Origin of the sequence: Streptomyces tubbatahanensis, assembly GCF_022699385.1 — a bacterium.
Lineage (GTDB): Bacteria > Actinomycetota > Actinomycetes > Streptomycetales > Streptomycetaceae > Streptomyces > Streptomyces diacarni.
The window spans coordinates 5,855,074-5,868,195 of sequence record NZ_CP093846.1 but is presented as its reverse complement, the minus strand read 5'-3'; the positions used below and the strand labels follow the sequence as shown (position 1 = coordinate 5,868,195).

The 13,122-nt window shown below is 70.3% G+C and carries 8 protein-coding genes; 2 read left to right on the top strand and 6 right to left on the bottom strand.

Features of this window, described 5'->3' with window-relative positions; all coding sequences use genetic code 11:
- Window positions 1-193: 193 nt before the first annotated feature.
- Entirely contained in the window at window positions 194-1,870 is a 1,677-nt protein-coding gene (locus tag MMF93_RS25310; RefSeq protein ID WP_242757766.1) for a sensor histidine kinase, read from the top strand.
- Here MMF93_RS25310 and MMF93_RS25305 read toward each other — a convergent pair.
- From MMF93_RS25305 to MMF93_RS25295, 3 genes are all read right to left on the bottom strand, one after another.
- Window positions 1,848-3,578 (bottom strand): solute symporter family protein, encoded by a 1,731-nt coding sequence (locus tag MMF93_RS25305; RefSeq protein WP_423835520.1) that lies wholly within the window; start codon window positions 3,576-3,578, stop codon window positions 1,848-1,850. The genes MMF93_RS25310 and MMF93_RS25305 overlap by 23 nt on opposite strands.
- Window positions 3,575-4,039 carry a DUF485 domain-containing protein gene (locus MMF93_RS25300; RefSeq protein WP_242755069.1) on the bottom strand — a complete coding sequence of 155 codons (465 nt, stop codon included), beginning with the start codon at window positions 4,037-4,039 and terminating at the stop codon, window positions 3,575-3,577. The genes MMF93_RS25305 and MMF93_RS25300 overlap by 4 nt, the downstream gene beginning before the upstream one ends.
- A 423-nt stretch (window positions 4,040-4,462) precedes the next feature.
- Window positions 4,463-6,586 (bottom strand): DNA gyrase/topoisomerase IV subunit B, encoded by a 2,124-nt coding sequence (locus MMF93_RS25295; protein ID WP_242755067.1) that lies wholly within the window; start codon window positions 6,584-6,586, stop codon window positions 4,463-4,465.
- 510 nt (window positions 6,587-7,096) lie between these two features.
- On the opposite strand from MMF93_RS25295, the gene MMF93_RS25290 reads away from it, so the two are divergent.
- Window positions 7,097-7,327 carry a DUF7455 domain-containing protein gene (locus MMF93_RS25290; protein ID WP_114019423.1) on the top strand — a complete coding sequence of 77 codons (231 nt, stop codon included), beginning with the start codon at window positions 7,097-7,099 and terminating at the stop codon, window positions 7,325-7,327.
- A 348-nt stretch (window positions 7,328-7,675) separates the two neighbouring features.
- Here MMF93_RS25290 and MMF93_RS25285 read toward each other — a convergent pair whose 3' ends face one another.
- The 3 genes from MMF93_RS25285 to MMF93_RS25275 form a co-directional block, all read right to left on the bottom strand.
- Window positions 7,676-8,581: a serine protease gene (locus MMF93_RS25285; RefSeq protein WP_423835518.1), complete on the bottom strand. Its 906-nt coding sequence runs from the start codon at window positions 8,579-8,581 to the stop codon at window positions 7,676-7,678.
- 444 nt (window positions 8,582-9,025) lie between these two features.
- Window positions 9,026-10,645: an RNA polymerase sigma factor gene (locus MMF93_RS25280; RefSeq protein ID WP_274709504.1), complete on the bottom strand. Its 1,620-nt coding sequence runs from the start codon at window positions 10,643-10,645 to the stop codon at window positions 9,026-9,028.
- A 1,275-nt stretch (window positions 10,646-11,920) separates the two neighbouring features.
- The gene (locus tag MMF93_RS25275; RefSeq protein WP_423835517.1) at window positions 11,921-13,027 is read right to left on the bottom strand and encodes a FadR/GntR family transcriptional regulator; all 1,107 of its coding nucleotides are present in this window, start codon (window positions 13,025-13,027) and stop codon (window positions 11,921-11,923) included.
- Window positions 13,028-13,122: the final 95 nt, after the last annotated feature.

Below are 13,122 nucleotides of genomic sequence, written 5' to 3'. Positions count from 1 at the left end.
CCGCCCTGGCACGCCCGCCAGCCACTTTCCTGACACGTCCTCCAGCCGCTGTCCTGACACGTCCTCCTCCAGCCGTCCGTTCCTTGTCCGGCCTGCCGGCCGCGGCTCGGTACGGCGCCCTTCCGGCGGGCGACGGCGCTTCCGCCTCGGCCTGCCCGGGTGGCCGCGGCGCGTGTCGTCTCAGGTGCTGCTCATGCAACTGGCGGTCGTCACGGGCGTGACCGCCCTGGCGACGGGGCTCTTCCTCGCACCGTTCAGCGCGCAACTCGACGACCAGGCGTCCCGGCGCGCACTGGCCATCGCCCAGGCGACCGCCGCCGAACCGGAGCTGCCCGCGTTGCTGACCGAGGGCGGCGGCCCCTCGCGCGACGGCCCCGTCCAGCGGCTGGCGGAGAGGGTGCGCCACGCCACCGGCGCCAGCTACATCGTGGTGCTGGACACCCGGGGCATCCGCTGGTCGCACGCGGAGCCGGACCGGATCGGCGAGCACGTGTCCACCGATCCCGGCCCCGCGCTCGCGGGCCGCGAGGTGCACCACATCGACGAGGGAACGCTGGGCAGGTCGGCCCGCGGAAAGGTGCCGCTGCGCGACGGTCGGGGACAGGTCGTCGGAGCGGTCTCGGTGGGGATCGCCTACGACAGCGTGCGCGACCGCTTCCTCCGCGCCGTGCCCGGCCTGCTCGCCTACGCGGGCGGCGCGCTCGGGGTCGGCGCACTGGCCGCGCTCCTCCTCTTCCGCCGCCTGCAAAAGCGCACCCACGCTCTGGAGTTCTCCGACATCAGCGCGCTGCTGGCCGAGCGGGAAGCGATCCTGCACGGCATCCGGGAGGGCGTCGTGGCCCTGGACGGCGCGGGAAAGATCAGGCTCGTCAACGACGAGGCCCAGCGTCTGCTGGACCTGGCGCCCCACCACATCGGCCTGTCGCCGCACCAGGCACTGGGTACGGGGCGTACGGCCAGGCTGCTGGCGGGCGAGGTGCCGGGCGCCGACCTGCTGACCGTCAGCGGTGGGAGGGTGCTGGTCGCCAACCGGATGCCCACGGACGACGGCGGCGCTGTGGCCACCCTGCGCGACCGCACCGAACTGGAACTGCTCGGCAGGGAACTCGACGGCTCCCACGGGCTGATCGACGCCCTGCGCGCCCAGGACCACGAACACGCCAACCGTCTGCACATCCTGCTCGGGCTGCTCCAGTTGGACATGGTGGAGGACGCGGTCGCGTATCTGAGCGAAACCGTCGGAGTGCACCGGGCGACTGCCGAGGAGATATCGGAACACGTACGCGACCCGATGCTCGCCGCACTGCTGGTCGGCAAGGCCACGGTGGCGGCGGAGCGAGGGGCCGCCCTGCGCGTCGCGGCGGGCACGCTGCTGCCCGACCGCCTGGTGGATCCGCCGGAGCTGGCGACGGTGCTGGGCAACCTGGTCGACAACGCTCTCGACGCGGTCGCCGGCACGGCAGGCGGAGAGGTGGAGGTGGCGCTCGCCACGACCGCGGGGCCGCACGGGACCGGAGCCACGCTGCGGGTGAGCGACAACGGTCCTGGCATCCCGGCACAGCACCGCGAGACCGTGTTCACGGAGGGCTGGTCTACCAAGGAGCCACCCGCGCACGGTCGGCGCGGGCTCGGCCTCGCCCTGGTGCGACGCCTGGCTGAGCGGCACGGCGGCACCGCCCGGGTCGGCGAGAGCGCGAACGGAGGCGCGGAGTTCACCGTGACCCTGCCCGAAGCGCTGCACCCCGAAGACCCTCGCAGCGATTCCCCTCACCCTCGCAGCGGAACCCCTCGTCCTCGGACCGGGCTTCCGCACGGGACCGGGGAGCCACCGGAGGGCAGCGAGGGCTTCAGACAGCGCCCGCGCCGGTGAGGGAACGCACCTCCGTCTCGGCGTAGCGCCCCTCGTCGGGACGCTCGCGGGAGCGCAACGTGCCGAGCCAGCCGCACAGGAAGCCGAACGGGATCGAGACGATGCCGGGGTTCTCCAGCGGGAAGCAGGCGAAGTCCACGCCGGGGAAGAGGGCGCGTGGGGCGCCGGAGACGACAGGCGAGAGCGCCACGAGCACCATCGAGGACAGCAGGCCCCCGTACACCGCCCGCACAGCCCCGCGCGTGGTGAAGCGGCGCCGGAAGAGCGCGTACAGCAGCACCGGAAGATGGGCCGAGGCGGCCACGGCGAAGGCGAGGCCCACCAGGAACGCCACGTTCAGTTCCCGCGCCGGCAGGCTCAGCCCCACTGCCAGCGCCCCGACGACCAGCGCCGCGCGCCGGGCCACCGCCACCTCACTCCGGTCATCCTGACCGCCCTGGCTGCTCTGGCCGCCTTGGCCGCCCTGGCCGCCCTCGGGCTTCTGCCCGCGGGCCCGCCGGTCTGTTCCCCTCTTCAGTGCCTGCAACCGGCCCGCCTTCCCCTGCCGTCTCCGTCCAGCCGACGACTCGTACAGGTCGTGGGCCACGGCCGCCGAAGCGGCGAGCGTGACTCCCGCGACCACCGCCAGGACGGTGGCGAAGGTAACGGCGGCGACCAGCGCGAACAGGACGGCACCGCCGGTGGTGCCCGCCCCGCCACCCAGCTCGAAGGACAGCAGGGGGACGGCCGTGTTCCCCGCGGGGCTGGAACGGCGAACGGCATCCGTGCCGACCAGGGCCGCCGCGCCGATGCCCAGGACGAGTGCCATCAGGTAGAAGCCGCCGATCAGAACGGTCGACCACACGACAGACCTGCGGGCGGCCCGCGCCGTGGGCACGGTGGAGAAGCGCGCAAGAATGTGCGGAAGCCCGGCGGTACCCAGAAGGAGTGCCAGTCCGAGGCTGACGAAGTCGAACTTGGCGGCCCATCCGCCGCGCCCGTACTGCAACCCGGGCGACAGAAAGTCCGCGCCGCGTCCGCTGTGTTCGGCGGCGCTGGTCAGCAGGTCCGCCAGATCGCCCCCGAAGCGCAGCAGCACCAACACGCTCAGAGTGAACGCACCGCCCAGCAGCAGCACGGCTTTGACGATCTGGATCCAGGTGGTTGCCCGCATCCCGCCACAGGCGACATAGCAGACCATCAGGCCGCCGACGCCCAGCACCGTCCAGGTGTACGCCGCTCCACCGGGATCCCCGAGCAGCAGTGCGACCACACTGCCCGCGCCGACCAGCTGCGCTACGAGGTACAGCACGGAGACCGTCACCGACGAGGCGCCCAGAGCGATCCGCACCGGCCGCTCCCGCAGGCGCGCGACGAGCACGTCCGCGAGGGTGAAACGGCCGCAGTTGCGCACGGGTTCGGCGACGAAGAACAAGACGACCAGCCACGCCGCCAGGAAGCCCACCGCGTACAGCATGCCGTCGTAGCCGTAGAGCGCGACCAGCCCGGAGACACCGAGAAAGGAGGCCGCCGACATGTGGTCCCCGGCGATGGCGAAACCATTCTCCAGCGGAGAGAAGAGCCGGCCCCCGGCGAAGAACTCCTCCGACGAGCCACGGCGTCCGCCGCCCACCCGGCGCCCGGTGCCCGCCCAGCACGTGATGGCCAGCGTCGCCACACCGACGGCGCCGAACAGCGCCGCGATGAGCGACTGGTCGCCGCCGCTCACCTGGCGCCCTCCCGAGCCCCGGTGCGCACGGCCCCTACCGCGTCCTGGGCCCTCCAGCGCAGTTCGAAGGCGAGCCGGTCTCTGCGCAGCCGGGCGTGGCGCGCGTACAACCAGGTCAGCAGAAACGTTGAGGCGAACTGCGCGAGCCCGGCGACCATCGCGACGTTGAGGACACCCGCCACCTCACCGGCCATCAGGCCGGGCGCGCAGACGGCGAGCACCACATAGGCCAGGTACCACAGCACGAACGCCGCACCGGCCGGCCACACGAAACGTCGGTAACGGCCGCGCACTTCGTGGAACGCCGCGCTGCGCTGGATCGTCAGGTACGCCTCTCGCGTGCCCGTCCGCACCGGTCCGGTGCGGTCTCCCTGGGGCTGGGCGGGTCCCGGAGAAGGGGCACAAGCGGGTCGGGAGCCGCCCGTGGAGAGGGAGTCGTACCAGGGGTCGTCGAGGCGCATGCCGTCAGAATGGGCGCACCGCTGCGCTTCTGTTCGGCCGAGGCCGGCTCGTTCACCTCTTCAGGTGAACGAGCCGCCGGGCCGACCGGGAAAACGGGACGCGAGCGGCCGGGCCCGCGACCACACAGCGGGACGCAAGCGGCCGGGCCCGCGGCCACACAGCGGGACGCAAGCGGCCGGGCCCGCGGCCACACAGCGGGAGGCAAGCGACCGGGCCCGCGACCACACAGCGGGACGCGAGCGGCCGGACCGACCCGCACCGCACCCGCACCGGCGCCCGCACAGCGGGGCGTGAGCCGCCGGATCGCGCCTCGCAGCCGGACGTGAGTCGCCGGACCGCCCGTCGCGGCCGAACGCGCCCCCGTCTGCGGCCAGCCGGACACACTCCCGGGCACCGCACGTCATGGCAGGCCGGTTTCCGGCTCAGATGTCGATGCGGGAGCGGTCCAACGTGGCGGCGGAGGAGCTGATGAACTCCCGGCGCGGAGCCACCTCGCTGCCCATCAGCAGGGAGAACGCCTCCTCGGCCGCCTCCAGGTCGCTGATGTTGATGCGGCGCAGCGTGCGGTGGCGCGGGTCCATCGTCGTCTCCGCCAACTGGTCGGCGTCCATCTCGCCCAGCCCCTTGTAGCGCTGGATGGACTCCTTGTAACGCGTCCCCTTGCGTTCGAGTTCCAGCAGCGTCTGGCGCAACTCGTTGTCCGAGTAGGTGTACAGGAACTTCTCCTGGCCCTTCTTCGGGTTGATCAGCTCGATCCGGTGCAGCGGCGGCACCGCGGAGAAGACCCGGCCCTCCTCCACCATCGGCCGCATGTAGCGCTGGAAGAGCGTGAGCAGCAGGCAGCGGATGTGGGCACCGTCCACATCGGCGTCGGCGAGGAAGATGACCTTGCCGTAACGGGCCTGGTCGATGTCGAAGGACCGTCCCGACCCGGCTCCTATGACCTGGATGATCGAGCCGCACTCGGCGTTCTTGAGCATGTCGGAGACGGACGACTTCTGCACGTTGAGGATCTTGCCGCGGATCGGCAGCAGCGCCTGGAACTCGGAGTTCCGCGCCACCTTCGCGGTGCCGAGCGCGGAGTCACCCTCGACGATGAACAACTCGGTGCGGTCGATGTCATCGGCACGGCAGTCGGCCAGCTTGGCGGGCAGCGCCGAGGACTCCAGCGCGGTCTTGCGGCGCTGCGCCTCCTTGTGCTGCCGCGCGGCGATCCGTGTCCGTGCCGCGGCGACGACCTTCTCCAGCACGGAGCGGGCCTGCGCCTTGGCGTCCCGCTTGGAGGAGGTCAGGAAGGCCTTCAGCTCCTTGGCCACCACCTGCGCGACGATGCGCGAGGCCGCGGAGGTTCCCAGCACCTCCTTGGTCTGCCCTTCGAACTGCGGCTCGGCCAGCCGGACGGTCACCACGGCGGTGAGTCCTTCGGTGGCGTCGTCCTTGACGACGTCGTCGTCGGCGACCTTCAGCAGCCTGTTCGTGCGCAGTGCCTCGTTGACCGTCTTGGTGACAGCGCGCTCGAAGCCGGCGACGTGCGTGCCGCCCTTGGGCGTCGCGATAATGTTCACGAACGACTTGACCGTCGTGTCGTACCCGGCCCCCCAGCGCAGCGCGACATCCACACCGAGCTCCCGCTGGACCTCCGAGGGGGTCATGTGCCCGCGGTCGTCGAGAACCGGCACGGTCTCCTTGAACGTTCCCTGGCCCTGCAACCTGAGTACGTCACAGACCGGTTTGTCGGGTGCGAGGTACTCGCAGAACTCGCTGATGCCGCCGTCGTAGTGGAACGTCTCTTCCGAGACGTCCTCGCCGTCCAGACCCCGCTCGTCCCGCACGACCAGCGTCAGCCCTGGCACCAGGAACGCGGTCTGACGGGCACGTGCGTACAGCGTGTCCAGGGAGAGCTTGGCATCCTTGAGGAAGATCTGCCGGTCGGACCAGTAGCGGATCCTGGTGCCCGTACGCGTCTTGGGAATCTTCTTGCCCTTGAGCACCCCGCTGGAGGGATCGAAGGGTGCCTCGGGTCCCGGCTCGGTGAAGATGCCGGGCACACCGCGACGGAAGCTGATGGTGTGGGTGCGACTGTTCAGGTCGACCTCGACGTCCAGGCGCGAGGAGAGCGCGTTCACCACGGAAGCGCCGACACCGTGCAGTCCGCCGGAGGCCGCGTAGGAGCCGCCACCGAACTTGCCGCCGGCGTGCAGCTTGGTCATCACGACCTCGACGCCGGGGAGACCCGTCTTCGGCTCGATGTCGACGGGGATGCCCCGGCCGTTGTCGGTGACCTCGACCGAGCCGTCCTCGTGCAGGATGACCTCGATCCGGTCGCAGTAGCCCCCCAGGGCTTCGTCAACGGAGTTGTCGATGATCTCCCACAGGCAGTGCATCAGGCCGCGACTGTCGGTCGAGCCGATGTACATGCCGGGCCGCTTGCGGACGGCCTCCAAGCCCTCCAGGACGAGCAGATGCCGCGCGGTGTAATTGGAACCGCCCTCACGGTCTGCCCCGGTCAGCAGTGCGGTGGACGGCACGGACATGTCGGCGGTCACGCGGTTCGCTCCTCGCTGAATTCTGCTTGAGACGGCTGGGTTGCCGCGTCAGAGGGTACCGAGGCCCAGGACGGCGCGTGACGCACGACCCAGGCCAGGGATAAGGAGAACCGCCATGCTAGCTCATATTCGATATCCTGTTCGATAACCCGCCTGGGTGACTCACACATCACGTTCCCATCCAGGCATGAACCGTTTAGGCTCCGGGCACGTCCTCCACAACGGAGAAGGGAACAGCCCGGAGTCGGACGACAACCCAACGGCACGACGGAAGCCTGCCAGCGCCACTGGCAGGAGCCGGCCACCACTCACCGTCACAAACTCCACGACAGACCGAACACAACAGACGGAAACCCCAACCCCTGCAATACGGCCCATTCGCCGCCACCCGGCAACAATCCGGCCTCCCGGCCAAAAAAGTCCGGGAATGAAGGCCAGAGCGGGAACGTTTTCGGCCTGGTTGGATGTTGACCCTGGTACGACAGCTCGTCGAGCTAGAGAAGAGGCGACGTGACTACAGTTCTGACCCCCGCGACCCCGCTGACTGCAGCCGACCGCTGTGACCGCTGCAACGCCCAGGCCTATCTGCGCGTTGTCCTGGTGAGTGGCGGAGAGCTGCTGTTCTGCGCCCACCACGGCCGTAAGTACGAGCCGGAGCTCAAGAAGATCGCCGCGGAGATACAGGACGAGACGGAGAAGCTCACCGCGACTCCTGCCACTGCGGGCGAGGACGAACGGTGACCTGCTGAGCTGACGCCTTCGCGTCCGCATCCGACGAGCTACCCCGGCACAGGCCGGTATCGGCGGGCGGCCCTCCCACCAGCGGGAGGACCGTCCGCCCTCGTCGTTTCCCGGCCGGCGTCCGGCCGCCCCCGCGGGTGTGCGGCCGGCCGAGAGCACGGCACGGGACCATGGCCGATTCCGCCTCGTGGTCGACCGGTGCGCACCCGCGATCGGCCCGGCTCGCCGGACCGGCCACCGCGACACCCCGGGCGCCGATTCCCTCGGGAACGGCGGTCCGTCGTCCTCGGCGGGGTGAGGCGCGTCGCCGAACGCCTGCAAGGCCTCAGCATGCGGCCTGGACGCCGCTCAGGATCCCGTGGGTGCGGCCGAGCCCTCCTGGGCCCCGATGACGGACTGCACCGCTGAGATCCGCGTATACACCCCTGGACGCCCCTGCTGCCCGCAGCCGATGCCCCAGGAGACCAGTCCCACGAGCTTGCCCTGGGCGACCAGCGGGCCGCCGCTGTCCCCCTGACAGGCGTCCTTGCCTCCCTGCTTGAGACCGGCGCACAGCATCGTGACGCGGTCGTACGTGCCCTCGGCCGACCCCGGATACGCGCGCTCACAGTCCGCGTCCGGCAGCACGTTGACACCCGCCGCGTGCAGGGTGTCCGCGTAGTCCCCGCGCCCTGTGGTGTCACCCCAGCCGTAGACGGTGGCCGACGTGCCCGCCTGGTACGCGGAATCACCCTTCCGTGCCATCGGGAGGACAGCGTTCTGCGGCAGCGCGGAAGCCAGCCGCAGAACCGCGATGTCCCCCTTGTTGGTCTTGGGGTCGTACCCCGGGTTGACCTTCCAGGACTCGACGGCGATCTCCTTGCCCGTCGTCTGCGTGAGATCCCCTCGCCCTGTGATGACCCGCAGGTCGTCGACCTGCGACGGATCGGCGCCCAGCACCTCGCGACTGACGCAGTGCGCCGCCGTGACGGCCGTACGGGGGCCTACCACCGCACTGCCGCAGAACTGTCCCGAACGCTCCGGCCCGAACCGCGAGCGGCTGGAGAGTGCCGCCACCCACGGATGGCTCTCGGCGCTCACCGGTCTTCCGCCGATCACGGCACGGTCGCCCGGGTCCTGGCCCTGCGCCGCGGCGGGCGAGGCCGCAGGGGCGAGGAGCACCGCTATGAGCGCCACCCCCAGGACGAAAAGACGACTTCCCGGGCTCCCGGGAGTGCGGACAGCGCGTGTTCGCTTACAGCGCATCCCTCGCATGAACCGACCTCCTGCACCGTGCGGAACTACCTGACTACCCAGGGTGTTCCTGTCGCACGCCGCGCGCATCCCGAGACGACCATGACGAGCGCCTGACACTCGTATGCACGTACGGGCACCGGAAAACGGCACGACCGGTGACGTGACGGAGGCCTGACGCGCCGCACTGCGAGGCTGAGGCCGAGGGCCAAGGTTCCCAGGCCGGTCGACCACACAGGCGGCCGATGCACACGGCGAAGGCCCGTCACCCACACGGCGAAGGCCGGTGACCACACGCGAAGGCCGGTGGTCACACGTCGAAGGCCGGTGGTCACACGTCGAAGGCCGGTGGTCACACGTCGAAGGCCGGTGGGCCCCGCCGTCAGCGGGCCCACCGGCCTTCGTGTCACCTCTTGCGACCGTCCGGTTGGAGGCTCGGAGACTCAGTCTTGGACGCTCGGTGGCTCAGTCGAGGTAGTCGCGCAGCACCTGGGAACGCGAGGGGTGCCGCAGCTTGGACATCGTCTTCGACTCGATCTGCCGGATACGCTCACGCGTCACGCCGTAGACCTTGCCGATCTCGTCGAGCGTCTTGGGCTGGCCATCGGTCAGACCGAAGCGCATGGAGACGACGCCCGCCTCACGCTCGCTGAGGGTGTCGAGCACCGAGTGCAGCTGCTCCTGCAGCAGCGTGAAGCTGACCGCGTCAGCGGGAACGACCGCCTCGGAGTCCTCGATCAGGTCACCGAACTCGCTGTCGCCGTCCTCGCCCAGCGGAGTGTGCAGCGAGATCGGCTCCCGGCCGTACTTCTGGACCTCGACGACCTTCTCGGGCGTCATGTCCAGCTCCTTGGCCAGCTCCTCCGGCGTGGGCTCGCGACCCAGGTCCTGGAGCATCTGGCGCTGCACACGGGCCAGCTTGTTGATGACCTCGACCATGTGCACCGGGATACGGATGGTGCGAGCCTGGTCGGCCATGGCGCGGGTGATGGCCTGCCTGATCCACCACGTCGCGTAGGTCGAGAACTTGTAGCCCTTCGTGTAGTCGAACTTCTCGACCGCACGGATCAGACCCAGGTTGCCCTCCTGGATGAGATCCAGGAACAGCATGCCGCGGCCGGTGTAGCGCTTGGCCAGGGACACCACGAGGCGGAGGTTGGCCTCCAGCAGGTGGTTCTTGGCCCGGCGGCCGTCCTCGGCGATGATCTCCAGCTCCCGCTGGAGCTTGGGGGCCAGCTTCTCCTCGGTGGCCAGCTTGTCCTCGGCGAACAGACCCGCCTCGATCCGCTTGGCCAGCTCGACCTCCTGCTCCGCGTTCAGGAGCGGGACCTTGCCGATCTGCTTGAGGTAGTCCTTCACCGGGTCGGCCGTCGCCCCCGCGGCGGCGACCTGCTGCGCCGGAGCGTCGTCCTCGTCCTCGTCGGACAGGACGAAGCCCTCGTTCTCGTTCTTGCCCTCGGCGGAAGGACCGTCCTCGGCGCCGGGCTTGCCCGCCGGCTTGGCCGGGAGGTCCTCGACCATCTCGTCGTCGCCTTCGAGGAGTTCGTCGACGACGGACTTCTTGGCGGCGGTCTTCTTCGGGGCGGCCACCTTCTTGGCGGTCGCCTTCTTCGCCGCCGTCTTCTTGGCGGCGGCCTTCTTCGCGGGCTTCTCCTCGGAGTCCACGGCAGGCTCCTGCCCGGCCACCGCTCCGGCCGCGACGCTCGGCGCGATGGGCGCGGGGGCGGCCGAGGCCGCCGCGGGAGCCGTCCGAGTGGGGGCGGCCTTCTTGGCCGACGTGGTTTTGGCAGCGACCGGCTTGGTAGCGGTGCGCTTGGTCTGGGTCTTCGCTGCGACGCTCTTGCGGGTGCGTTTCGGCGCCTCGGCTGCACTCACCATCAGCGTCACACCCTCCTCATCGAGGATCTGATTGAGGCTGCGCAGAACGTTCTTCCACTGGGTCGGCGGAATCTGGTCAGCCTCGAAGGCCCGGCGCACGTCGTCGCCGGCGATCTGCCCCTCAGCCTTCCCCCGCTCGATGAGCGCCATCACGGACTCGGACTCGGCGATCTCCGCAGGGAGAGTACGGGATGTGCTGGCCGACACGAACAACCTCTCGGAACGATGGAAACGGCGGACCGCCGGCGGGGATGAACCGACGGCGCGGGCGGAGCAGTGGAGAAACAACGGTGCAGACACAAGCTCCGAATGGAGCGCCCGTATTCCCTCCTCGGCTGTCACCTCTTGAGTCATCGCGTGGGGGCGGGAAGCGTTACGCCCAATTCACGTGGCCCGAGTCACATCTAGTACCCACTCATACAGGGATGGAACCGGGCAAACGCGCCGTCCGTAACGAGACCACGACGGCCCAGAGCGCACCCTCTCGCCACACGGGACGATGCGGTACGGATTGCCACCACGGACGACACCCGGGGCCGAAGCCGGTTCGCGCCCGTCCGCCCGGCCGCCATGCGGTCACCCGGCCACCCAGCCGCCCGGCCACCGCACGACGAGACCACGACGAGTCCGGGAACCGTACGGCCCTCGACACGAGCATGGAGACCCTGCGGTCGGCATCACGGCACATCGCGGCGCGTAGGACGCGTCACGGCGAGGGCACGGCGACGCCACTGGGCAGGGCCGCACGGCGGTGATGTTGAGCGCCGACGGTCCGTCGCGGCACGAGGAGGCGCCACGCAGGTTTCCGCCGCCTGGGGGGCGGTCACAACGCGACCGGACTACAGGGCCGAGCGCCGCGCGTCCTCATCACTGAGGTGAGGAGCGCGTCGCCCCTCCACTTCGACCAGCCTTCTGTCCGCAGCGAAGGAAGCTCAGACGAGTCAGGGGGCGGACCCGCTGTCACCCCACCGAGCGACTGAGCGACCCGAAGGCGGAAACAGAGCGGCTCGTCCGGCACCGTCGCCGCAACCGAGCCGAAGGCACCGACCCCTACAACCGCCGGAGGGACCCTCCGACACCGGAAGGACGCTCCGACGGCAACCCGGAGACGTGCCAGCCCCACGACGGCTGAGGCTCCGCCGGAGTTCCCCCGGACGCGACCGACGGGGGTCGAACGCGACGAACGGGGGCGCCGACGGTCACGCGCAGCCGGGCGACGGACGACCGTAAGGACACCGACGCCGCCCAGGAGGCCGCTCACCCCGGCCGCTGTCCGCCCCTGACACCGCACGGGCCGACGAGCGCCGACCGGCGAGCGGGCCGGGCAATGTGCGGGACCACGAAGTGGTGGATCCGCCGCCGAGGCGAGCCGACACCGCGGGAAAGATCCACGACGATGCCCGCGCCCACAGGCGTAGCTGTCAGAGTCTCGGCACGGTCGCTAAAGCCCCCGCAGGGGCGCCGGCGGACGCCCCGGGAACGTCAGTGCTCGCGTGGTGCCGGCACCACGTGGTCTGCGCCGCCGGGTGCGGCCGCGCCGCCGGACGGTGCCGGCTGCCCCGCACCGGTGGGCACACCGTGCGTACCCGCCTGCGCGGCCTGACCCGCCTGGCCGGCCTGCGCGGGAGCGGCAGCCCCTTGCGCGCTCTGCCCCGCGGGCACCGACTCGCTGGGGGCACCCAGCACCTGGCGCATGGCGGTCTCGGCCACCGAGGCCTCTCCCGCGGCGAGCGCCTCTACGACCCGGCGGTGGTGAGCGACCACGTTCTCGGTGGGGTGCTCGCAGCACGCCGAGGGGCCGCCGGAGACCTGCAGTGCCGAGGAGACGATGCCGGAGAGGTGCTCCAGCATCCGGTTGCCCGCCGCCTGCAGGATCAGACCGTGGAACTCGGCGTCCGCCCTGGAGAAGGTGAGACTGTCACCCTGGGCGTGCGCGTGGTTCATGATCTCGACCATGTCGCCCAGGCGCTGCTGTACGTCGTCGTGGCTCTGCCCGGCGGCGAGGCGGGCGGCGAGAGGCTCGATCGTCCAGCGCAGCTCGCACAGCTCGCGCCGCTGGCCTTCCCGCTGCGGCCCGAACGCGCGCCACTCGATGATGTCGGGGTCGAGCAGGTTCCAGTCGCTGACCGGCCGGACCCGGGTGCCGACGTTCGGCCGGGCGCTCACGAGCCCCTTGGCCTCCAGAACGCGCAGCGACTCACGTACGACCGTCCGCGAGACCTCGAACCGCTGGCCGATCTCCTCGGGGACGAGCGGGCGGTCAGCGCCCAGGTCACCCGAGACGATCATCTGCCCGAGCTGCTGCACCAGTTGTCCGTGCAGACCCCTGCCGCGGCTGCCGGATGTACGTCGGTTCACACGGTTCATGTCGGCCTCGGAACCCTCCCACGCCGAGGCGTTCGTTGTGGTACGCGCTGTCCCCGTGGACTCGGCGTATGCGTAGCGGTCCAGCTCGCCCGGGCCGACGAGGCCTGAGTCAACGGGGCGAGCCGCGGTCATCATGGAGTGCGCAAGGGTAGTCACGCATCTTGTGTCGGCCGTGCTCCGGCCGGTCTTGAGGGCTTTCTTGAGGGCTTTGGTGAAAAGCACACGAAAGGGTGATCGCTGACTTCCTTACAATTGACGCCTTATCGGAAAGAACCGACCACATCACCGGTGGTCAGAGCCATCTCTCCCCTCTGTCT